Origin of the sequence: Brevundimonas sp. TWP2-3-4b1 (genome assembly GCF_049897665.1) — a bacterium.
Taxonomy (GTDB): Bacteria; Pseudomonadota; Alphaproteobacteria; order Caulobacterales; family Caulobacteraceae; genus Brevundimonas; species Brevundimonas subvibrioides_B.
Window position 1 is genome coordinate 236,724 of sequence record NZ_JAFCWQ010000001.1, and the last position, 22,993, is coordinate 259,716.

The window sequence follows — 22,993 nt, forward strand, 5'->3', positions numbered from 1 at the left end:
TTTTCGTTATCGGCTGTAGCGTTCTGCGACAGGAGCGTAGCGATCCCAGACCGCCCGGTCCGCCAGCGACCGTAACAGCTTCAGGTACTCCGCGTGGCTCCAGGCCAGGGGGGTGGCGGAGTTGGTGCCCTGGCCGGGCTGATAACGGTGGGCCGTCGGATCGCCGACCCCGTCCCAGATCTGTTCGGACAACAGGTAGCCGTCGTTGCCCATGGCCTCCATGCCGGCGACATAGGTCTTGCGGATGGCGCGGATCTCGGCCTCGGACGCGCCGCCCTGAAGCGCCCGCGCCAGCTCGTAGTGACCCCGCTCGCCGGTGAAAATCGGCCACAGGCGACCGCGCTGGCCCGGCGTCATGCCGCCCAGGCCGTAGTTGCCGCCGGTCTCCATGTTTTCGCCGTAGCCGTCGTTGCCGTAGCGTCTCCATGCTGGCGCGCCGCCGACGTCGTAGCGGACGCGCAGGCGATCCTCGCGCGTCTGGTCGTCGTATTCGGGCAGGGTGGCCAGAACCGACGGCGCGTCAGCCCGGCGCACGCCATACCGCACCAGTTCCAGGAAGCCGCCGTCGATGATCTGATCCTCCGGCAGGGCGGCCTGGCCGTTGTTCTCGCCCAGCGGGGCGCGGTCGTTCGGGTCCTCGTTGCGGCTCAGGCGGACGAAATAGTCGCCGTCGCCCAGCGTCCCTTCGGTGGTGAACATCCGCGCCTCGACCTTCGACGCATAATCGTCGGCGGCGGCCTGGTACCGGTCGGCGGAGGCGGCGTCGCCGGACGCCCGCGCGATCTCGGCGGCGACGGTCAGGCCGGTGATAACGGCGGCTGTGGTCGAGGGGGAATAGCCTTCCTGTTCTTCCCAGCGCTCCTGCTGCGACCACGGCGGAGTGATGGTCCGGTCGTTCCAGTTGAGGGCGATCGTGCCGCCGTCCACCAGGAAGTCGGCGGCCGGCTTGATCATCCGGGTGTACATCTGCGCCATCTCTGCGTCGGACACCTCGCCCGCCTTCCACAGCCGCCAGCCCAGCATGATCGGCATGGCGGTCTGGTCCAGCTGGACCCCGACCCATTCGATCTGGCCGTCGACATGGGTCTTCTGCAGGAACCAGCCGGTCGCGCCGGTATTGCCCGGCGTCTCGGCCGTCACCTGAACCTGGGGCAGGTAGCGGAAGGCGGCGACGGACGTCTCCGCATCGCCCAGCGCCATCAGGGCCATGGCCACCTGATAGAAGTCACGAGGCCAGACGGCCTTGTAGCCGGTCGAGCCGTTGGTCGCGTCGACCGTGTCGCCCCACGGGTTGGAGAGGGAGGCGATCAGGGCGCCCGCATGGGTGCGGTCTTCCTGCACCTTCAACATGAGGGCCGAGGCGTAGGCCAGTTTGCCGCCGTCGGAGGACTGTTCCGCCAGGCGCGGCAGTTCGGTCAGGGAGCCGATCCAGTCCTCCCAGCCGACGGCTTCGCCCTGTCCGTTGAATGCCTCCAGCGCGCCGTCGAGGTCGGTCAGGGTCCCGGCCGCCTGGGCCTCGGCGCCGGCCGCGTTCTCGCCGAAGCCGATGACGTAATCGCGGCTCAGGGTCTGGCCCCGGCCCACCGTCGGCAGGGCGCCGGTCAGCATGATGTTGCCGGGCTCGGACCCGGTGGCGGCATAGGCGTGGTCGAGACGCCCGTCGGCGAGGTCGGTCAGGCCGTCGGACGCACCCACGAACCCGACGCTGGCCGCCTCGAACGGCGCGCTGGGCACGAGGCTCAGGACGACGTCGCCCTCGATAGCGCTGAGGGACCGGGTCGACGCCGCGCCGCGATCACCGACGCCCGTATTGGCCATATGCGGCTCTAGCAGCAGATAGGGGGTGACCGGGCCGGACAGGGCGCGGATCGTCGTGCGCACGACCAGGCTCTGGCGTTCAGGGTCGGTGTAGACACGCTTCTCGATCTCGAACCGGTCCTGCCTGTCCCGGGTGATCACGCGGTAGGCGGGCGACAGGGGGCGGCCTTCCGCGTCCGTGTGCAGGTATTCGATGCGCGAAGTGGTGTCGGTTCCTTCGACGGACAGACCGGTTCCGGTCATCACGGCGAAGCGCATCTGCTTGATCTGGGCCTCGTGGATCAGGCCGTACATGGTCTCGGTCAGGACGCCGTCGGCGATCGAGAACCAGACGCGGGAGACGCTCCCGGTGCGGCCGCCGTCGCGATACTGGCCGTCGACATAGGCCTCGTAGGAGGCCCCGACGCCCTGTTTGACGGCGCTGGACCAGGTCGGAACAGCGCCCGGCGCGCCGGGCGCTGACACTTCGGCGATCTGCGGCGCGACGGCGACAGGGGCCGCGCTCAACGACGCGCAGGCGCCAAGCGGCAGGAGGGCGGCGCTCAGCATCAGGGCGGCGGTCAGACTACGCATCGGGATCACTTTCACTGGGGCGGAAGCAGGAAGGTCAGGGTGACGTCGAGCCGGCTGTTCCAGCTCTTCTCGTTGTGTTCGGCGCCCGGGAAGACCAGGGTCCGGAAACGATCGGCAGTCCAGCCCTCAGCTCGGATCACGGTGTCGATGCGCGACTGGAAGAAGGCGTAGAACTGGTCCAGCGTCTCGTCGCCACGGTCCATGTAGAGGCGGTGCGTCGCCGGGTCGGGCAGGCCGGCGCGGATCACATCTGACCAGGACTGGACCACGGCCTCGCGCCAGGTTTCCAATGCCCCGCCTTCCAGCCGCTCCAGCCGCAGCGGCCAGTGGGTCGACAGGCAGCCAGCCGCGCCGAACACCTCGGGATGTTTCATCATCGCATAGAGCGAGATCAGCCCGCCCATGCTGGAGCCGGCGATGACCGTGTCGTCGCGTCCGGACAGGGTACGCCAGGCGCTGTCGATCATCGGCTTCAGATCTTCCACCAGGAACCGCAGATAGCCGTCGGACAGAGGCTCGCCGCCATACATGCCGAGCAGGCTGGAGCGGACCTCGTCGGGCAGGGCGGCGATCAGGCCGGCCGGGACGTATTCGCGCAGCCGAAACGGCGTGTTCCAGACGCCGACCACGATCGGCAGGCGGACCTGACCGGTCTCGGCCAGCCGCGTCAGATGCTCGTCCACGCCCCATTCGCCGAACGCGGAGCGCGTGGCGTCGAACAGGTTCTGGCCGTCGTGCATGTAGAGGACCGGATATCGCCGGGCACTCTCATCATATCCAGGTGGCAGCCAGACGGTGACGTTGCGCGTCGCCGCATGGGCCGAGGCCATCTGCGGGTATTCGAACAACCGCCCTCCTGCGGGCGCATCGGCTCGCGCCCCACCCGCGAAGGGCATGGCGGCCAGAACGGACAGGAGGGTGCGGCGATCGAGGGTCATGTCGTCCCGGGCTCCCTGACCAACAGGGCGCACACGGCCGCGATGAAGAACGACCCGCCGCCGATGACCAGGGCCCAGATCGCCTCGCCGCCGAAGAAGTGTTTCAGCGTCAGGCCCAGGATGGTCGCGGCCAGAAGCTGGGGCACAACGACGAAGATGTTGAAGATGCCCATATAGACGCCCATCTTTCGCCCCGGCACGGCGCCCGACAGGATGGCGTAGGGCATCGACAGGATCGAGGCCCAGGCGAAGCCGACGCCGATCATCGGAACCCACAGCAGGGCCGGGTCGCGGATCATGGCGATGCCGATCAGGCCCAGTCCGCCCAGCACCAGGTTGATGGCGTGCGCGCCCCGGCGGCCGGTCCTCCGGGCCAGCACCGGGATGACGAAGGCCGCCAGCGCCGCCACGCCGTTGTAGACGCCGAACAGGACTCCGACCCAGTTCGCTCCGGTGTTGTAGGCCGCCGAGGTGGTGTCGCTCGTGCCGTAGTGGACGGCCGTGACCGCGGCGGTGGTGTAAATCCACATGGCGAACAGGGCGAACCAGCTGAAGAACTGGACCACGGCCAGGCCGCGCATGGCCTCGGGCATGCGGAAGATGTCATCGACGATCTCGGTCACGCCGTTCGAGGCCTTCGCCGCATGCAGGGCTCCGACGGCGATCTGCAAAACCCCGAAGGCGGCGATGCCTCCGGCGGCGATATAGAGTTCCTTCTCCAGCCCGGTCACCGCGACGCCGATGAAGCCCGCGAAGCCGATGGCGGCCCAGACCAGACCGCCGAGGATGTAGGATTTCGATGACCGCGCAGGGGCCTGTTCACCGTCGGGAAGCTGGCCGGGCAGGGCGCGGTGGGCATCGAAGGCGGCGACCTGTTCGGGGCTGTATTCCTTCGTCGAGAAGACGGTCCACAGCACGGCCGACAACAGGCAGGCGGCGCCGATATAGTAGGCCCAGCGGACGCTGTCGGGGGTGATCCCCTCGGGCGCGACGGAGGCGACGCCGAGGTTTGACAGGATCCACGGCAGGCAGGACGCGAACACCGCGCCCGTGCCGATGAAGAAGCTCTGCATCGCATAGCCGGCGGTCCGCTGCTCGTCGGGCAGCAGGTCGCCGACGAAGGCGCGGAACGGCTCCATGGTGATGTTGATCGAGGCGTCCATGATCCACAGCATGGCGGCCGCGAACCACAGGGTCGGACTGTTCGGCATCGCCACCAGAGCCATTGACGTCAGCACCGCGCCGACCAGGAAATAGGGTCGCCGACGGCCCAGCGGCGTCCAGGTCTTGTCGCTGAGATGGCCGATGATCGGCTGGACCAGCAGGCCCGTCAGGGGCGCGGCGATCCACAGGATGGCCAGGCTGTCGACCTCGGCGCCCAGGGTCTGGAAGATTCGGCTGGTGTTGGCGTTCTGCAGGCCGAAACCGATCTGGATCCCGAAGAACCCCACGCACATGTTCATGATCGCCAGGGCGTTCAGGCGCGGGCGAAGGGTCAGGAGGGCGGAGGGGGCGGTCACCGGCGCGCGCTCCCGAGCGGCACGAACCGGATGGCCTGGCCGCCGCCGGGTGCGAGGCGCAGGGTCAGGGTCTCGGCAGAGGTCACTTCCTGCTGCTCGATGACGATGTCGGTGCGGCTGCGGCCGTCTCCGTCGCGCCAGTTGGCGTTGGGGCCGTCGCGGTAGATCTCCGCGCGATAGCGGACCCCAGGCTCAAGAAAGCTCAGTGACGCCTGCAGCACGCGCGGGTTCTCGTCGGTGATCGAGCCCAGGAACCACTCGCGGGTCCCGCGTTCCTTCCTCGCGATGGTGACGAAGTCGCCGACCTCGCCGTTCAGAACCCGGGTCTCGTCCCAGTCGACAGCGACGTCCCTGATGAACTGGAAGGGGGCCGGATTGGCCTCGTAGTTGTCGAGCAGATCGGCCGCCATCTGGATCGGGCTGTAGATCGTCACATACAGCGCGAGCTGCTTCGCCCAAGTCGTGGCGATGCCGTCGGGCGCGCGGGTGACCATGCCGAAGATGCCCGGCGTATAGTCCATCGGCCCGGCCAAAAGGCGGGTGAAGACCAGGTTGACCTCGTGCTCGGGCGGATTGCCCGGCTGGCCCCAGGCGCTGAACTCCGTGCCCCGCGCGCCTTCGCGAGAGATCATGTTCGGGTAGGTGCGACGCAGGCCCGTATCCTTGAACGGCTCGTGGGCATTGATTGCGACGTGGCGCTCGGCGGCCTCGCGCACGACGGCCAGATGGTGGCTGCTCATGGCCTGGCTCTCATGCCAGGCGAAGGTCGGCTGCCCGTCCGGGCCGGTGACCCGCGCCCCCCCGGCGTCGGCGACATAGCCGGTCTTGACCGTCGTGATGCCCAGCCGCTGATCCAGATCGAAGGCGGCCTGCATCTGCTGTTCGTAGTGGTAGGCGTTGCCGCCGGTCTCGTGGTGGCCGATCAGCTGGACGCCGCGCTCGCGGGCGTAGGCGGCGAGGGCCTCGATGTCGAAATCGGGATAGGCTTCGGTGAAGGAATAGTCCCAGCCGTTGCCGAACCAGTCGCCGTCCCAGCCGACGTTCCAGCCCTCGACCAGCACCCCACCGAAGCCGTTGTCGGCGGCGAAATCGATGTGGCGGCGGGTGTTCTCATTGGTCGCGCCGTGACGGGGACCGGCGTTCCAGGTCTTCAGGTCGAGGTGCATCTCCCACCAGACGCCGACGTATTTCATCGGCCGGAACCAGCTGACGTCACCGATCGCATTGGGCGCGTTCAGGTTCAGGATCAGGGCGGATTCGACCAGACCGCCGGCCGTGTCGGTGATCTGCAGGGTGCGCCACGGGGTGTTGAACGGCGCCTCGCGTTCCACCGCCGCATTGGTGAAGCCGGGCGTCAGGTCGGCGACGAAGCGACGGCCCTCGGCGCGTCGCAGGTTCATGCCGGCATAGTCGATCAGGGCCGCCTCGTGGATCGAGACATGCAGACCCGAGTCCAGCCGCATCGTCATCGGCGTCTGGGTGTTCGACGCCTCCTGGATCGTGGTGCGGTGATACAGATATTCCTCGCGGTTCCACTCGTGCGAGGGGATCCACCAGGCCTCGCCGTCCTCGGCGATGTTGAACTCGGTCAGCTCCGAGCCGATGCGGACGGTGGGCAGGGCGTCCTGCTGCGGGAACTCGTAGCGGAAACCGAGACCGTCGTCATAGACGCGGAACACCACGTCGAAGACGCGCGCCAGAGCGGTGCGTTCGCGCAGGTGGACGCGCAGTTCCCGGTAGTGGTTGCGGATGAACCGGCGCTCGCCCCAAGGCTGCTCCCAGGTATCGTCGTGATCGGTGGCGGGTTCGGCCGAAACGACCAGTCCGCGCTCCAGTTTCGGCGCATCGGTCAGGATGAAGCCGAGGCGCGAAGGGGCGATCACAGGGCGGCCGAGGCGGCTGACGGCGTAGCTCGGGCGGCCGTCGCCGTCGGTCGTGACACTGACCGTCAGCGACCCGTCGGGCGAGGAGACGGTCGCCTGCGCCGGGGGCGGGGTCTGCGCGAGGGCCGGCGAACAGAGGGCGACCAGCGCCAGCACAAGCAATGGAATACGCATCGGCTTCACTCCTCTAAAGCTTCTGGATCGAAGCCCTTGCCAAGCGCCGCGCAACGGATGCAGATGCGGCGATGACGTGGTTTGCAGCAAAATTTGCAGTCTCCTCCGTGCGCCGAAGGCGTGGGGAGGTGGCTCGCAGCGAAGCGAAGAGACGGAGGGGCTCTTGCCGCACGAAGAACCCCTCCGTCGGCTCGCAAGGGCTCGCCGCCACCTCCCCATTCGCCAAGCGGCGAACAGGGAGGGGACAAGAGGTATGAGCAAGCGATCCACCCGTCTGGAAGACATCGCGACCCTGGCCGGGGTGTCGATCTCCACCGCCTCGCGGGCGCTGAACGACAGCCCGGCGGTGAACGCGCGCACCAAACAGGCGATCTGGAAGCTGGCGCGCGAGCATGACTATCCGTTCCGCCGCTACATGCCAGCCGGCCCCATCGGCGCCTCGGGCACCATCGCCCTGGTGACGCCGCGACCGCAGGGGCGGGAAGGGCGTCTGAGCGATCCCTTCTTCCTGGAGCTTCTGGCCGGGGTGGGGGAGGCGGCGCGCGAGCGCGGCTGCGACCTGGTGATGAGCCACGTCTCGCCGGCGAACATCGATGATCTGAACGCGGCCATGAACACCAGCCGCGCGGACGGCGTGATCTTTCTCGGTCAGTCGACCCTGCATTCGGCCTTCAACCGGATGGCGGAGACGGACGGCCGGTTTGTGGTCTGGGGCGCCGAACTGCCGGACCAGAACTACTGCTCGATCGGATCGGACAACATCAACGGCGGACGCCGGGCCACGGCGCATCTGGCGCGGCTGGGGCGCAAGCGCATCGTCTTCCTCGGCGACCTCGAACCGCCCGAGGCCATGCAACGTCAGCGCGGCTATGCCGAGGCGGTCGAGGCGGCGGGGCTGGGCGTCGATCCCGACCTGATCGTCCCCGCGCATTTCGAGGTCGAGAGCGCGGAGGCTTCGGTCGATTCCATGATCCGCAGGGGCCTGGATTTCGACGGCATCGTCGCGGCGTCCGACCTGATCGCGCTCGGCGCGGTGCGCGCCCTGCTTCATGCCGGCAAACGGGTGCCCGAGGACGTGTCGGTGATCGGCTTCGATAACGTGCCTTTCAGTCGCTACAGCCGTCCGGCCCTGTCGACCATCGCCCAGGACACGATGAAGGCCGGCCGGCTGATGGTCTCCAAACTGCTCGACCACGCCGGCGAGGGCGGCGGGCGCTCCGAACGCATCCCCACCGACCTGATCGTCAGGGAGACGTGCGGGGGGTAACTGCGTCTCCCTTCTCCCCTTGCGGGAGAAGGTGGCCGAGCGCAGCGAGGTCGGATGAGGGGTCACGCTGACCTGAACGACTGGCGTTGCTTCCGTCCATTCCAGCCGCCGGTGTGACCCCTCATCCGTCAGCCTTCGGCTGCCACCTTCTCCCGCAAGGGGAGAAGGACGATGCGCCCTCGTCATCATCCCGCAGGCTCGCTCAGCACCAGCCCCGCCATCGGCGCAAGCTGACCGGATCGTGCGTCCGGCTGGTTCACCGCCTCGACCACGGACCAGCCGGCGGGCGGGGTCCAGGCGATCGGATCGTGACCCAGGTTGAAGGCGCACAGCAGGGTCTCGCCCTCGCCCTCGCGTCTGAACCTGAGGAGCTCCCCCGGCCCGTCCAGCATGGTCATGGAGCCAGTGCGCAACGCTGGATGGCCGTGGCGCAGCGCGATCAAACTGCGCGCCAGATGCAGGGTCGATCCGGGATCCTTCTCCTGCACCTCGATTGCCAGGGCGCGATGGCGTGGATCGACCGGCAGCCAGGGCTCGTGCTCCGAGAAACCGGCGAAGCCGTTGTCGCTCTTCCACGGCATGGGCGTGCGGGCGCCGTCGCGGCCCAGGGTGTCGGGCCAGTTGGCGATGGCCTCGGGATCGACCAGACGCTCGAACGGCACCTCGGCCTGGGTCAGGCCCAGCTCCTCGCCTTGATAGACGAAGACGTTGCCGCGCAGGCACATGAGCAGCAGCAGCGCCATCTCGGCGAAGGCCTTGGGGTCGCGACCCTCGGCCCAGCGCGACAGGGCGCGTGGCGCGTCGTGATTGGAGAAGCTCCAGGACGGCCAGCCCTCGCCCTCGGTCCCCGGCCACATTGCCGGGCCGCGATCGACCAGATCGCTCGTCAGCTTGTCGGCATACAGATAGAGGAAGCCATAGGCCGAATGCAGCCGGTCGGCGCCCTCGGTGTAGAGTTTCATCTCCTCGTTGGCCTTCTCGCCCCCGACCTCGGCCACCAGGAACCGGTCCCCGTCATAGGAGTCGGTCGTCTGACGCAGCCGGGTTAGGAAGGTCAGGATGTCAGGGTGCGACTGGTTGTGGTCGTGGTGCTGGAAGTCGAATGACCGGGTGCGCTTGCCGGGCGTCAGGACCGGCGGATTGTCGGTCAGGGCGGGGTCGTGCATCGAGAAATTCAGGGCGTCGCAGCGGAAGCCGTCCACCCCCCGATCCAGCCAGAAGCGGGCAACGCCCAGCAGAGCCTCCTGGACCTCGGCGTTCCTCACGTTCAGCTGCGGCTGCTCCTTGAGGAAGTTGTGCATGTAGTACTGGTGCCGGCGTGCATCCCAGGTCCAGGCCGGGCCGCCGAACACCGACTGCCAGTTGGACGGTGGCGAGCCTTCCGGCCTGGCGTCGGCCCAGACGAACCAGTCGGCCTTGGGATTGGTCCGGTCCCGGCGGCTTTCCTGGAACCATTCATGCAGGTCCGAGGTGTGGGAATAGACCTGGTCGATGATGACTTTCAGGCCCAGTTCGTGCGCCCGGGCCACCAGCCGGTCGAAATCCTCCATCGTGCCAAAGATCGGATCGATGCCGACATAGTCGGCGACGTCGTAGCCGAAGTCCTTCATCGGCGAGGTGAAGAAGGGCGACAGCCAGACCCCGTCCACGCCCAGCGAGGCGACATGCCCCAGATGCGCGGTAATGCCCGGCAGGTCGCCGATTCCGTCGCCGTTGGTGTCGGCGAAGCTGCGGGGATAGACCTGATAGATGACGGCCCCGCGCCACCATTCGCGATGCGGCGCGGCCTCGCCCCCGGGGACGGCGTGCAGGTCTTGGCTCAGGGGTTCAGCAGTCAACGCACACCTTCGGAACTACAGATCAGATAATCGAGCGCGGGCACGGTGACCCGGATACTGGCGGGGGCGGTCGCCGACATGGGGCAATCACGCCGCAAAGAGGACCAGTCGGCGGAGGCTGCGTCCACCTCGATGTTCGCCGTGATCGGCGCGGTCGAGGTGTTGTAGACGATCAGGGTCTCGCCCGCCGTGTCCGGGATGCGGCGCGATACGGCCAGAAGGCCCGGCGCCTCGGCGGCGAAACGCACGGTCTGCAGACCCCGGCGCAGGCGGACATCGGCCTGGCGGAGGCGGGCCATCCCGGCGATCGCTCGGTAGAGGGGGGCCTCGGTCGAGAAGGTCGGCTGGGCGCCGCCGACGATCCGGTCATCGCGGTAGGAGGCCACCTGGGTCTCGAACATGTCCTGACGCGCGCTGCCGTAGCCGCCGTCGCCGGAGAAGCCCTGTTCGTCGCCGTAGTAGAGGGTCGGGGCGCCGCGCGAGAACATCATCATCGCGTGGGCCAGGGTCTCGCGCTGGAGCAGTTCGTCATCCGAGATGTCGGGCTTGGCCGTCAGGATGAAGCCGCCGATCCGGCCCATGTCGTGGTTGCCGAGGAAGGTCGGCAGGCCGAGCGCGCCGACCTCTCCGCCTTCGTAGAGGGCGTCCGAGGCGAACACCCTGGCCAGGCGATCGGGCGGCGCGTCGCGGGCGACGATGTCCGTCACTGTGTACTGAAAGCCGAAGTCGAGCACCGCCGGGTAGCCGTCCACTCGCGTGAACCGCGCCGTAACCGCCGGATCAACGTCGTAGACCTCGCCGAAGATGTGGAAGTTCGGGATCCCGTTGGCCTTCGCGCGAGCGATCATCGCCGGGACGAAGGCCTGCCAGAACTCGGGGTTCACATGCCGGGCCGTGTCGATACGGAAGCCGTCGATCTGGTAGCGGTCGATCCAGTCGCCAAAGATCTCGATCATACCCTCGATCACGCGCGGGTGTTCGGTCATCAGGTCGTCGAGGCCGGCGAAGTCGCCGTCCAGCGAGCTCTCGCCCCGGAAGGTCGTGTCGCCACGGTTGTGGTAATAGGCGGGGTCGTTGAGCCAGGCCGGGACCTTCACCGTCTCCTCGCCCTCGGGGATAAACGGCGTGTGGGCGTAGTCCGGGCGGGTCAGTCGATCGAAGCTCGAGCCGTCGAAACCGTCATTGATCGACTCTTCCTCCAAGCCGCCCCGACGGGTGAACGGATAGTCAGCCCGGCTGCGATAGGCGCAGTCGTTGGCCGGGCACTCGCGATAGCGGATCACGTCGGCGGTGTGGTTGGCGACGATGTCCATATAGACCTTCATGCCGCGCGCATGGGCGGCCTCGACCAGGGCGCGCATCGCCGCCTCGTCGCCGAAATGCGGATCGACGCGGGTGAAGTCGGTGATCCAGTAGCCGTGCGACCCGGCGAACTCGCGGCCCGGCTCGCCCTGCACCGGCTTGTTCTTGAAGATCGGAGCCATCCAGATGGCCGTCGCGCCGAGGCCCTGGATGTAGTCCAGCCGACGCTCGACCCCGGCCAGGTCGCCGCCATGATAGAAGCCTTCGTGCGTCGGGTCGAAGCCGTGGTCCAGACGTCCGCCGGACATGCCGCCCGTGTCGTTGGACGCATCGCCGTTGTCGAACCGGTCCGGCATCAGGAAATAGATCACCTCGTCCTGCGGCAGGCGCGCCCGATAGTCCGGCGCCTGCGCAAGCGCGGTGGAGGCCAGCAGCGTCGTCATGAGACCGAGGGTCAGGCGACCAGCCATGCTCCGGACGCGACGGGGTGATGTCGTCATCGCTCTTCTCCTCCCTTCCTCGTCGCCGGATCCAAGGCCCGGCAGAACTCTTTGCAAGATTTTGCAGGCCCGGTTCGCCGTGTCAATGCAGCAACGGTAGCGCTCCTTCGGCTAGGCTGTGTATATGGTGCGCTGCAATATTGGGCGGAATCGCTGGATTTTAGGTTCGCCTTATTTCGAACCCTCGCATTACAGGCTTGCAAGGTTGCGCAGAGTTTGCATAGATTTGCGTAACAGGTCGGGATCGCTTCGTCAGAAACGCGAGATGGCCGCAGGGAGGAAGACGATGAGGAACCGCTTCAACACGCGTGCGCATCTGATGGCCGGAGGCGCGGCGAGCGTCCTGGCAATGCTGGTTATCACCGGCGGCGCGCAGGCCCAGGCCGCTCCACAGGACGATGACGCCACCCACGTGGAAGAAGTCATCGTCACCGGCATCCGTGGCTCGATCGCCAGCTCGATCGCCGCCAAGGCCCGCAACACCTCTATCGTCGAGGTCATCACGGCCGAGGACATCGGCAAGCTGCCGGACGTCTCCATCGCCGAATCCCTGGGGCGCCTGCCGGGCCTGACGGTCCAGCGCCTGGACGGCCGGGGTCAGCTGATCTCGATCCGCGGCCTCGGTCCCGACTTCACCACCGCCCTGCTGAACGGTCGCGAGCAGGTCACCACCGGCGACAACCGCGGCGTCGAATTCGACCAGTATCCGTCGGAACTGCTCAGCGGCGTCACCATCTACAAGACCCCGGACGCCCAGCTGATCGGTCAGGGCCTGGCCGGCACGGTCGACCTGCAGACGATCCGCCCGCTGGCCTACGGCCGTCGCGCCATCGCCGCCAACGTCCGCTACGAGCAGAACGACATCGGCGCGCTCAACTCGGGCACCGAGGACAGCGGCGTCCGCTACAGCGTGTCCTACATCGACCAGTTCGCGGACGACACAATCGGCATCGCCCTGGGCTACGCCCACATCACCAGCCCCTATCAGTCCGAGCGCTACAACGCTTGGGGCTATCCGAACGCTGGGCCCGGCGGGTCCTTCGCACTGGGCGGCGTCAAGCCCTATGTGATGTCGTCGGAGCTGGAGCGCGACGGCTTCATGGGAACGGTCGAATTCCGGCCGAACGACCGGTTCCACTCCACCATCGACGCCTTCTATTCCGAGTTCCGGAACACCCAGATCCTGCGCGGCATCGAATTCCCGCTGGCCTGGGGAGGATCGTCCGGAGCCTGCGGCACGCCCCAGGTCCAGACCCCGACCTGCCGCCCCGGCCCGACCCTACAGGCAGGCTCCACGGTGGCCAATGGCTTCCTGACCGCCGGAACGGTCAGCAACGTGAAGGGCGTCATCCGCAACGACGTGAACACCCGCGACAGCAACATCACGTCGCTGGGCTGGAATACCGTTTTCGACGCGACCGACGACTGGTCGTTCATGGCCGACCTGAGCTACTCGAAGGTCGAGCGCGAGGACGTCGTGCTGGAAACCTATTCCGGCACCGGACGCGACGTCGCCGGCGCGCTGGACACGCTCGGTTTCCGCCTGGATGAGAACAACGTCCCCGTCTTCTCCCACAACCTGAACTATGCCGATCCGAACCTGATCCGTCTGACCAGCCCGCAAGGCTGGGGCGGCGATATCATTCCGGGCGGTCAGGACGGCTACCTGAACAACCCGAGCATCGACGACGAGCTCAAGGCTGTGCGCCTCGAAGCTCGCCACCAGTTCAACGGGGAAGGTCCGTTCTCCTCGATCAAGTTCGGCGTCAACATCTCCGAGCGCGAGAAGACCTTCGTCAATGACCAGTTCTTCCTCGGCGTTCCGGGCGGCGCCTCAGCCGTCGTGCCGACCGCCTTCCTGCTGCCGGCGACCCAGCTGACATACCTCGGCCTGGGCGGCGTCATCAGCTATGATGCGCTGGGCCTGGTGAACTCCGGCTTCTACAACCGGGTCCGCAACCCCAACGCCGATGTGCGTTCGGGCAACTGGGAAGTGACCGAGAAGGTCAACACGGCCTACGTCCAGTTGAACATCGATCACATGCTGGGCTCCCTGCCTCTGACGGGCAATATCGGCCTGCAGTACATTGGCACGGATCAGAGCTCGAACGGGTTCGCTGCCTCGGGCAGCGGCGCATCGACCGTCTCGAGGGCCGTGTCCGGCGGTCGGGAGTACGAGGAGTTCCTGCCCTCCACCAACTTCATCCTGCAAGTTCAGGAGGACATGTTCCTGCGCTTCGCCGCGGCCCGCACCCTGGCCCGGACGCGGATGGACGATATGCGCGCGTCGCGGAACTTCAGCTTCAACGTGACGAACAACACGCCGGCGGCGCGTCCGGACCTCAACTCGCCCTGGAGCGGCTCGGGCGGCAATCCGGACCTGATGCCGACCATCGCCAACGTCTATGACATCTCGTTCGAGAAGTATTTCGCCGACCGTCAGGGCTATGTCTCGATCGCCGGCTTCTACAAGGACCTGGAGACCTTCGTCTTTACGCGGAACCAGATCTTCGACTTCAGCGGCTACCCATCGGGCTCCGTGGTCCCGGTAATCAACCAGGGCGTGGTCTCGGCTCCGGACAACGGCGAGGGCGGCTATATCTCGGGCATCGAGTTCGCCCTGTCGATGCCGTTCGACATCGTCCACCCGGCGCTGGAAGGCTTCGGTATGCAGGCCTCGGTCTCGCAGACCTCCAGCGAGATCAAGCCGGACGGCCAGGCCGCGACGGCCTTGCCAGGCCTGTCGGAAACAGTCGCCAACCTGACTGTCTACTACGAGGCCAACGGCTTCCAGGCGCGCATCTCGAACCGCTATCGCTCCGACTTCCTCGGCGAGGTCGCCGGCTTCGGCAACGGCCGTACCCTGCGCAGCGTCGCCGCCGAGAACGTCGTCGACGCCCAGGTCGGCTACGAGTTCCAGTCGGGCATGCTCGAGGGCGCCTCGGTGCTGTTCCAGGTCAATAACCTGACCGACGAGCCGTTCCAGACCTTCCAGAACGGCGACGAGCGTCAGGTCATCGACTATCAGACCTATGGCCGGACCTTCCTGATCGGTGTGAACTACAAATACTGATCCGATGATTGGTCGCCCCCTTCCCCTTGCCCCGAGGGGAAGGGGTGTGGCCGCCGCCTCCTGAGGCGTGAAACTGGCCGTGCGGGTCCGCCTGCACGGCCACTTTTCGTTACGGGCGGAAGATCGCACTGGACGGCGCGGACGATCCGCGTGACCCATGAGACGTAAGCGGTTACGGGCGACCAATGCCCGAGAGGAAACGAGGCCAGGATGACCGAGACCACCACGACCCCGACGAAGGGCACGACCCTCGCCTTCGCCTATGTGACGACGCTGTTCTTCGCCTGGGGGTTCGCGACCTCGCTGATCGATCCGCTGATCGCGGCTGTGCGGCGGGTGTTCGATCTTAGCTTCACCGAGGCCTTCCTGACCACCTTTGCCTGGTTCATCGCCTATGGGGTCGCCTCCCTGCCGGCGGCCGCGGTCCTCGCTCGCCTCGGCTACAGCCGGGCCATCCTGGCGGCTCTGGCGACGATGGTGGCGGGCTGTCTGATCGTGCCGCTCTCGACCATGGCCGACTGGTATCCCGGCATCCTGATCGCCCTGTTCGTCATCGCCTCGGGCGTCACCCTGCTGCAGGTCGCCGCCAATCCGCTGGTCGCCGAGCTGGGGGCGAAGAAGAGCTCGCATCTGCGGCTGACCCTGTCGCAGGCCTTCAACTCGCTCGGCACGACGATCGGGCCGTGGCTGGGGTCGCACGTCCTCCTGACCGGCGGCGTGTTCGCGGTCGGCGCGGTGGTCACCGTCGCCACCCGCGGCGAGTCCATGCGCGCTATCGACCTGGCCTTCCTGGCGCTGGGCGGCTTCTTCGCCCTGGTCGCCGCCTTCATCTTCTCGGCGCGGAAACAGATCAATGCGGCCGCTCCGGTGACCGACGCGGCCGGTTCCAACTTCCTGACCGCCTTCCGCTCGCCCTGGGCGATTTTCGGCGCCGTGGCCATCTTCATCTACGTCGGGTCCGAGGTGGCCATCGGTTCGCTGATGACCAACTTCCTGGCCTCGGAGAGCATCCTCAACCGTCCGCTGGAGGAGGCCGGCAAGCTTGTCGCCCTGTACTGGGGCGGCGCCATGATCGGCCGTTTCGTCGGCACGCTCCTGCTGCGCTTCATTCCCGCCGGCTGGTTGCTGGCTATGTGCACCGTGGCCGCAGGCATCCTGTGCTTCGTCGTCATCCAGACCGGCGGGACCACGGCCGCCTATGCAGCCCTGTCGATCGGCCTGTTCAACTCGATCATGTTCCCGACCATCTTCACCCTGACGCTGGAGCGGTCCTCAGCCCCGACCTCGGCGACCTCAGGCTTGCTGGTCTTCGGCATCATCGGCGGCGCCGTCCTGCCGCTCCTCGCGGGGCGGATCGCGGACGGCGCGGGCGGGGTGCTGAACCCGGCCTTCTGGGTGCCGCTGCTGGGTTATGTGGCGCTGACGGTGTTCGCCATCGCAGCGGCCCGAACCAAGGTGCGGGGCGAGGTCGCGGCAACGGTGAGTGGCGGGCACTAGAACAAGACCCTCTCCCCTTGCGGGAGAGGGAGATCGCGCACGGCGGCGAAGCCGTCGTTCTGGCGCGGTCAGGTGAGGGGTGACGCGGGGCGCTGACCGGAGAGGCATCTCGACCCCTCACCCTTTCGCGCGAGGCCGTTCGCTTCGCTCTCGGGCGCTCAAGCCCTCTCCCGCAAGGGGAGAGGGGCCTACCCCCCGTAACCCCGTCCGCCGCCGCCGAAGCCACCGCGCGAGACGACGGTCGTGCGGCTCTGCACGCGGCTCGGCGCCTGACGCGCGACGTCGGTCCCGTAGTCGCGGCCGTTGGCGACCTGACGACCGGTGCGATAGTCGCGGCTCAGATATCCGCCGCCATAGCCGTTCTGGAAATTGCCGTTGCGGTCGCGGTACAGGCCGCCGCCGCCGCGATAGCCGCCGCCGTTCAGCATCTGGCCGATGACGAACCCGGTCAGCAGGGGCGTGAAGAACGAGCCGCCGGAGCTGTTCGGACGGCACTGGTCCGGACCCCACTGGCCTTCGCATTCCGACTGGGTCGCATAGCGCGGCGCGGTCGTTTCGGCCTGGGTGCGGGCGTTGGCCTCGGCGGCGTCGCACTCCGTGTCGCTGATGTCATTGGCGGCCTTGCACTCGTCCAGGGACGTATAGGCCAGGGCCGGCACGGGCTCCGGCACAGCGACCTGCGGCGCGCCGCAGGCGGCGAGCGAGAAGGAGGCCGTCGCCATCAGACTGGTGACCTGCAGCGTGCGCGATCGCTTGAGGCGGCGGATGGTGGTGGTTTCGGGAAGGTCGCTCATGTCTCCCTCACGTCGTCATGCAGGCGGCGTTCAGCAAGCCGACGCAGATGGAAATTGAGGCCAGATAGATGGCGGCGGCGATCTCGCCCGCCTCGATCCGCGTCGCGAGGTTTCGGAACGCCAGGCGGCTGATTAAAACGAAAACCCCGATCTGGATCACGCCCGCCAGCGTCGCCCAGGCGGCGAACTCCATCAGGCTGACCGTGTGCGACAGGGCCGAGGCCAGCGGCAGGACGTAGCCGATCAGGGCGCCGCCCAGGGCAATGGCCGCCGCCGGATTGCCGTCCCGGATCAGGGTCCGCTCGTGATAGGGCGTGACCCACTGGTAGATCAGCTTGAACGCCACGGTGAAGGCTCCCGCCGCGGCGAAGGCGATGACGAAGGCCGTGGCCCCCGTCTGGAATGCAAACCAGTCCATCGTCTCAGTGCTCCATTGTCGTGGGACGGCTCACGCCGTGAACTCGCCGACTTCCAGGGGGATGCCGACCATGATCTCGTGGCTGATGTCGGCGGATTTCCCTGCCGCCTTCTCGGGCTCCATCTCCAGCGCCAGCATCAGTTCGCGTCCGCCCGACAGGTCCCGCGCATACAGCATGCAGGTCTGGAAGATCCGGCCGTAAGGGACGGTCGCGGTGCGGTCGTCGCAGATCGATTCCCACAACGTCACCGGCGGCTGGCGCGCGTCGCTCTCGGCGAACCAGTAACGGGGGTAGGACGGCAGTTCCTCCGCCGTCCCGTCGAACACGGGCTCGCTCAGCCGGTCGGTCCAGATTCGGCGCTCCCGCGGACCGGGCGGGTAGGCGCTCGTCCAGGGAATGAACAGGGAGAAATCATAGGCCTCGGCGCCGGTGGCGTCGTCGCTCATGGCCTGCAGCATCACATGGTCGTCGGTGTAGAAGCGGTGCACATGCTGGCCGCTGTCCAGGGCGATCGTGCCCTGCGCCGTGATCTCCAGCGTGTCGGTGTCCAGGTTGAAGACGGTCTCGGGCTGCAGCCGGCGCCAGGCCAGCGGGTCCAGCGACACCGTCCGTCCCACGGTGATGTTGCGCACGACCGCCAGCCGATTGGCGGGTTCCGAGGCAGGCTGTCCGCCGAAGAGACGCTTGAACATGGTTCGGTCTTTACGCCGCTCCGGCGCGGCCACGAACGAAATTCGCATCCTGCTTGTCGCAGGTCAAGTGTTCATGTTACGCGTTACATGCAACATGACCGACGCCGCGCATATCACTGCATCCTCCGGGACCGATCGCATTCGGGCCTGGAGACAGGCGCGCCGCGATGCCGGCATGATCAAGCTGGAGTTCTGGGTGCCACAGGGCTGCCGGGACGATGTCCGCGCCGCCGTGCACGCCATCGTCACCGACTCGACCCGGGGCCCCGCCTTGCTCAAATCACAGCTTGCGCCGCGTCGCCCACGTCCCACCTCTACATCAACCGGAGCCGAACCTCACATGGACGCCGTCATCGAAACCGCCTGGACCGTGCCCGCCATCAAGGCGGCGCTGGACCAGTCCGCCCTGGTCCGCGAGGGGGAAATGACCCTGCGCGTGCTGGAGGGGGCCGACCCCGTGCTTCTGGCGACCATGCATGAGTACGGCGACCTGCCGGTCTACCTCAGCGTCGGCGGCGCCCAGATCGTTTGTTCGGTCCTGTTGTGGCCGGTGGCGGAGCAGGCCGACACGGCCCGGTTCAACCAATTCCTGCTGAAGGCGCAGCGACTGGTGCCCCTGTCGAACTTCGCCATCACCACCGTCGGCGACCAGGACGTCTATGAGTTGATGGGCGAACTGTCGTCCAAGACCACGCTCCAGACCATCCTGATTGAACTGCGCACCCTGGCCGAGAACGCCATCGACGCCACCGACCTGCGCGAAACCTTCGGCACCGAAGCCGCCGCCTGAACCGGAGACCAGACCCATGTCCATGCTCAGCAAACTCTCCGCCCTGTTCCGCGGCACCGCCCATGATACCGCCCAGTCGGTGGTTGACGCCAACGCCCTGAAGATCCTGGATCAGGAAATCCGCGACGCCGACACGGCCCAAGGCAAGGCCCGCGACGACCTTGCCGGCCTCGTCGCCCGCCGCCGCATGGCCGAAAGCGAGATGGCCTCGTTCCGCGACCAGATCGGCAAATATGAAAGCTCGACCCGCGCCGCGCTTGGCCAGGGCAAGACCGATCTGGCCCGCGAGGTCGCAGGCCGGATCGCCGAACTGGAATCCGAGATCGGCACGCGCGGTCCGCTGATCGACAACATGAAGGCCGCCGAGGCGCGTCTGCGCACCGCCATCGCCTCGACCGACCAGAAGATCGAGACCCTGCGTCGCGAGATCGATATCGTGAAGGTTAACGAGAGCGTCCAGCGCGCCCAGACCTCGGTCGCCCTGCAGTCGGCCGGCGCCCATTCGCGCATCGGCTCCGCCGCCGACAGCCTGCAGCGCATCAAGCAGCGCCAGGCGGTTCAGGAAGAGCGCCTCCGTGTCGGTCAGGAGTTCGAGGACAAGCGCACCGGCGCCGACCTCGACGCCAAGCTGAAGGAGGCCGGCATCCTGCCCGGGCATTCGTCGGCCGACGACGTGCTGGCGCGGCTGACGCAACAGGACGTTACGGTGGTCACGCCGCGCATCGGCCAGTCGACGCCGGATAAAGACCCAGCCTAAATCCTCCCCCTTTGGGGGAGGGGGACCGCGAAGCGGTGGAGGGGGCTGGCCCCAGACACCGCATTCGCGGCTGGCCCCCTCCGTCACGGCGCTGAAGTGGCGCCGCGCCACCTCCCCCGACGGGGGAGGATTGGAGATTACATGCAACGCCTCATCCTCCCCGAACGTCCCGACTGGCAGGCCAAGGCCGACAGCCTCGGCTTCACCTGGCACCACACGTCGGGCGATCCCTACTGGTCCGACGAGGTCGCCTACGCCCTGACGCTCCAGGAAGTGGAGGAGGGGATCGAGGCGCCGACCGCCGAACTGCATCAGATGTGTCTCGATCTCGTCGACGAGGCGGTGAAGTCCGAACGGCTGATGGGCCTGCTCGACATCCCGGAAAAGCTCAGGGACTACGTCGCCGACAGCTGGAAGCGGGGCGACCCGTCGCTCTACGGCCGGTTCGACTTCGCCTACGACGGCCAGGGCCCCGCCAAGCTCTATGAGTACAACGCCGACACCCCGACCTCGATCTATGAGAGCGCGGTGTTCCAGTGGCTGTGGCTGGAAGACCGGATCGCCGACGGCTCGATCCCGGCCGCCGCCGACCAGTTCAACAGCCTGCATGAGAAACTGGTCGCCCGCTTCCGCGCCATCTTCCCGATGGGCGGGTTCGTGCATTTCTCGTCGGACCCCGATTTCGTCGAGGATCGCCAGACCGTCCGCTTCCTTGAGGATATCGCCAGACAGGCCGGTCTCGACCCGAAATTCGTGGCCATCGGCGACATCGGCCTGAACGCCGACGGGCGGTTTGTGGACGAGCAGAACTGGCTGATCCAGGCCATGTTCAAACTCTACCCGTGGGAACAGATGCTGCGCGACGACTACGCCGAGCCTCTGCCCCACGCCGATATCACGGTGCTGGAGCCGGCGTGGAAATCGATCCTGTCCAACAAGGGTATCCTGCCGCTGCTGTGGGAACGCCATGCCGGTCACCCCAACCTGCTGGAGAGCTGGTTCGAGGACGATCCCGGAGCCTCGGCCCTGTCCTCCGCTCACGTCCGCAAGCCGCTTTTCTCCCGCGAGGGCGACAACATCTCGATCGTCGAGCCCGGCGGTACGGAACAGGGAAAGGACGGCGGCTACGACGGCCGCGCCATCCTCCAGGCCGTCCACGCTCCGCCCGTGTTCGACGGCCGTCACGCCATCATCGGCTCATGGGTGGTTGGCGAGGAACCGGCCGGCATGTCGGTGCGCGAGGACGAAGGCCGGATCACGCGCAACGTCTCGCGCTTCGTTCCCCACTTCATCCACGACTGATCCTCCGGCGTTAAGGTCGTCACCCCCGGCTTCAGCTTGAACGCGGGGAGGCGAGGAGGCATGTGATCGGCATGCTCTCCCGCCTGTTCCCCAATCGGCTTGCACGGCCGGCGTCGCGCACGCCGCCCGACTGCGTCATCTGGGCGGTGGGCGACATCCACGGGCGTTCCGATCTGGCCGACCGGCTGATCCAGGCCATCCGCGCCGACCTGTATGCGGCCGAGGTCAAGCGCAAGGTCGTCGTCTTCCTCGGCGACTCGGTCGATCACGGTCTCGACTCAAAAGGGGTCCTGAATCAGCTGATCAATCTCGCGGCCGATCCGGGGCTGGAGGTCCGCTTAATCCGCGGCGCCCACGAGGACCAGATGGAGGCCTTCCTGCGCGATCCCCAGGTCGGGCCGTCCTGGTGCGACGACGGCGGCCGCGACACCTTGGTGTCCTACGGCGTCAGTCCGCCCCCGATGCGCGGCGATACGCTGGCCTGGGCCGATGCCTCGCGAGCGCTCGACGAGGCGTTGCCGGACTCCCACCGCGAGCTGCTGGCCAGCCAGGAGATGTGGATTTCGATCGGCGACTATTTCTTCACCCACGCCGGCGCCCGGCCTGGCGTCGCCCTGGCAGTCCAGTCGCCCGAAGATCTGATGAGGATTCGTGAGCCGTTCCTGGATCACGCAGGCCTGTTCGAACAGGTGGTCGTGCACGGCCACACCCCCGCCGAGGGGGTCCACTCCGATGCGCGCCGGATCGGCGTCGACACCGGCGCCTATGCGACCAATGTGCTGTCGGCGGTCCGGCTCGAGGGCGAGACGCGGACCCAGGTGCAGGCAACGGGCCGTGGGGGCCGCGTCGCGATCACCACCTCGCCCCTGGCGGTCTAGGCCCGGCCGAACCGTTTCGTCCGGATCGCCGTCCAGACATCGGCGACGATCAGATGGCTCAGGCTCCACGGCTCGATCAGATAGCGGCGCGCCAGCCGCCTCGGGTCATGGACCAGGCGAAACAGCCATTCGAGGCCCATCCGACCCATCCAGCGCGGCGCGGCCTTCTGCTCACCGGCCTCATAGTCGAACGCGGCGCCGACCGAGAAAACGGCGCAGTCGGGCAGGGCGTCCAGATTGTCGAGGATCCACAGCTCCTGACGCGGCATGCCCATGCCGACGAACAGGATGTGCGGATCGAAGGCCTTCACCTCGGCGACCACGACCTCATTGTCGCGCGAGCCCGGGGTGGCGACGAAGAAGCCGTCACGCGCGCGAATGTCGGCGTTCGGGTACTCAGAAGCCAGACGGCCGCGCGCCCGCTCGACCACCTGCGGCGCACCGCCGATGTACATCACGCGCCAGCCCTTGCGGTCGACCAGGCTCCAGAAGTGGTCGCGCCAGTCCAGATAGGTGCAGCGGTGAAACGCCTTGCCCTGAAGGCCCAGCAGCCTTGCGAAATGGATCAGCGGCGTGGAGTCGACCTCGACCAGATCGGCCCGATCATAGAAGCGCTGAAGCCTTGGGTGCTTCTGAAGCAGGGCGAGGCTGTTGAGGTTGTGATTGGCGATGAGGACCTTACGGCGCGCCTCGACCCAGGTCTCCACGTGGTGCAGCACCTCTTCGGGGCGCACCAGATCCACGGTCTGGCCGAGCAGGCGAACACGCTCGCGCTCGCGCCGCGCCTTGCGGAAGGGCGCCCGCACCTGCTGGCGGCGATCGGTCGCAACAGCTTCGGGCAGGGAGAAGCGGGAGGCGTCGGTCATGCGTCTACCCTGAACGGTCCGGCTCAAGATCGGGTAAGGGGACAGGCTTAACAGGGCGTATCGCCCGTCTTTTGCGCCGCCGGGATGACTGGGCTAAGGCTGCCCGCGCTCT

The 22,993-nt window shown here is 67.2% G+C and carries 17 protein-coding genes; 7 read left to right on the plus strand and 10 right to left on the minus strand.

Annotated elements, in window-relative coordinates; translation table 11 throughout:
- Positions 1-6: 6 nt before the first annotated feature.
- Genes ACP7A5_RS01205 through ACP7A5_RS01220 form a run of 4 tightly spaced genes read right to left on the minus strand, consistent with a single transcriptional unit; the run spans position 7 to position 6,906 of the window.
- Positions 7-2,391: a glucan 1,4-alpha-glucosidase gene (locus ACP7A5_RS01205; RefSeq protein WP_426040203.1), complete on the minus strand. Its 2,385-nt coding sequence runs from the start codon at positions 2,389-2,391 to the stop codon at positions 7-9.
- Between the two features lie 11 nt (positions 2,392-2,402).
- Complete coding sequence (locus ACP7A5_RS01210; RefSeq protein ID WP_426040204.1) at positions 2,403-3,329, minus strand: alpha/beta hydrolase; 927 nt, start codon at positions 3,327-3,329, stop codon at positions 2,403-2,405.
- Positions 3,326-4,792, minus strand: a complete 1,467-nt coding sequence (locus tag ACP7A5_RS01215; RefSeq protein ID WP_426040398.1) for an MFS transporter — start codon at positions 4,790-4,792, stop codon at positions 3,326-3,328. Before ACP7A5_RS01215 ends, ACP7A5_RS01210 begins: the two co-directional genes overlap by 4 nt.
- A 53-nt stretch (positions 4,793-4,845) precedes the next feature.
- On the minus strand, positions 4,846-6,906 hold the full coding sequence (locus tag ACP7A5_RS01220; RefSeq protein WP_426040205.1) for a glycoside hydrolase family 97 protein: 2,061 nt from the start codon (positions 6,904-6,906) through the stop codon (positions 4,846-4,848).
- Positions 6,907-7,159: 253 nt separating this feature from the next.
- On the opposite strand from ACP7A5_RS01220, the gene ACP7A5_RS01225 reads away from it, so the two are divergent.
- Positions 7,160-8,173: a LacI family DNA-binding transcriptional regulator gene (locus ACP7A5_RS01225; RefSeq protein WP_426040206.1), complete on the plus strand. Its 1,014-nt coding sequence runs from the start codon at positions 7,160-7,162 to the stop codon at positions 8,171-8,173.
- A gap of 185 nt (positions 8,174-8,358) precedes the next feature.
- On the opposite strand, the gene ACP7A5_RS01230 is transcribed toward ACP7A5_RS01225, so the two are convergent.
- Together ACP7A5_RS01230 and ACP7A5_RS01235 are read right to left on the minus strand one after the other, a co-directional pair.
- Positions 8,359-9,996 (minus strand): alpha-amylase family glycosyl hydrolase, encoded by a 1,638-nt coding sequence (locus ACP7A5_RS01230; RefSeq protein ID WP_426040399.1) that lies wholly within the window; start codon positions 9,994-9,996, stop codon positions 8,359-8,361.
- An 11-nt stretch (positions 9,997-10,007) separates the two neighbouring features.
- Positions 10,008-11,813: an alpha-amylase family glycosyl hydrolase gene (locus tag ACP7A5_RS01235; RefSeq protein ID WP_426040207.1), complete on the minus strand. Its 1,806-nt coding sequence runs from the start codon at positions 11,811-11,813 to the stop codon at positions 10,008-10,010.
- 286 nt (positions 11,814-12,099) lie between these two features.
- On the opposite strand from ACP7A5_RS01235, the gene ACP7A5_RS01240 reads away from it, so the two are divergent.
- Positions 12,100-14,886 (plus strand): TonB-dependent receptor, encoded by a 2,787-nt coding sequence (locus ACP7A5_RS01240; protein ID WP_426040208.1) that lies wholly within the window; start codon positions 12,100-12,102, stop codon positions 14,884-14,886.
- A 210-nt stretch (positions 14,887-15,096) separates the two neighbouring features.
- A complete protein-coding gene (locus tag ACP7A5_RS01245; protein ID WP_426040209.1) occupies positions 15,097-16,383 on the plus strand; it encodes a sugar MFS transporter in 1,287 nt (428 codons plus the stop codon).
- Between the two features lie 188 nt (positions 16,384-16,571).
- On the opposite strand, the gene ACP7A5_RS01250 is transcribed toward ACP7A5_RS01245, so the two are convergent.
- The 3 genes from ACP7A5_RS01250 to ACP7A5_RS01260 are packed head-to-tail and all read right to left on the minus strand — an operon-like array spanning position 16,572 to position 18,288.
- On the minus strand, positions 16,572-17,177 hold the full coding sequence (locus tag ACP7A5_RS01250; protein WP_426040210.1) for a DUF1190 domain-containing protein: 606 nt from the start codon (positions 17,175-17,177) through the stop codon (positions 16,572-16,574).
- Positions 17,178-17,184: 7 nt separating this feature from the next.
- Positions 17,185-17,595 (minus strand): DUF350 domain-containing protein, encoded by a 411-nt coding sequence (locus ACP7A5_RS01255; protein ID WP_425992936.1) that lies wholly within the window; start codon positions 17,593-17,595, stop codon positions 17,185-17,187.
- 30 nt (positions 17,596-17,625) lie between these two features.
- Positions 17,626-18,288, minus strand: a complete 663-nt coding sequence (locus ACP7A5_RS01260) for a YjfK family protein (protein WP_426040211.1) — start codon at positions 18,286-18,288, stop codon at positions 17,626-17,628.
- A 94-nt stretch (positions 18,289-18,382) separates the two neighbouring features.
- Here ACP7A5_RS01260 and ACP7A5_RS01265 point away from each other — a divergent pair, with 94 nt between their 5' ends.
- The 4 genes from ACP7A5_RS01265 to ACP7A5_RS01280 all read left to right on the plus strand — a co-directional run bounded on the left by ACP7A5_RS01265 (position 18,383) and on the right by ACP7A5_RS01280 (position 22,015).
- The gene (locus ACP7A5_RS01265) at positions 18,383-19,078 is read left to right on the plus strand and encodes a YjfI family protein (RefSeq protein WP_426040212.1); all 696 of its coding nucleotides are present in this window, start codon (positions 18,383-18,385) and stop codon (positions 19,076-19,078) included.
- Between the two features lie 16 nt (positions 19,079-19,094).
- Entirely contained in the window at positions 19,095-19,835 is a 741-nt protein-coding gene (locus tag ACP7A5_RS01270) for a PspA/IM30 family protein (RefSeq protein ID WP_426040213.1), read from the plus strand.
- A 141-nt stretch (positions 19,836-19,976) separates the two neighbouring features.
- Positions 19,977-21,137: a glutathionylspermidine synthase family protein gene (locus ACP7A5_RS01275; protein ID WP_303694249.1), complete on the plus strand. Its 1,161-nt coding sequence runs from the start codon at positions 19,977-19,979 to the stop codon at positions 21,135-21,137.
- Between the two features lie 71 nt (positions 21,138-21,208).
- Positions 21,209-22,015 carry a metallophosphoesterase gene (locus tag ACP7A5_RS01280; RefSeq protein WP_426040214.1) on the plus strand — a complete coding sequence of 269 codons (807 nt, stop codon included), beginning with the start codon at positions 21,209-21,211 and terminating at the stop codon, positions 22,013-22,015.
- Here the strand turns inward: ACP7A5_RS01280 and ACP7A5_RS01285 are convergent.
- Positions 22,012-22,881 (minus strand): WecB/TagA/CpsF family glycosyltransferase, encoded by an 870-nt coding sequence (locus ACP7A5_RS01285; protein WP_426040215.1) that lies wholly within the window; start codon positions 22,879-22,881, stop codon positions 22,012-22,014. The genes ACP7A5_RS01280 and ACP7A5_RS01285 overlap by 4 nt on opposite strands.
- Positions 22,882-22,993: the final 112 nt, after the last annotated feature.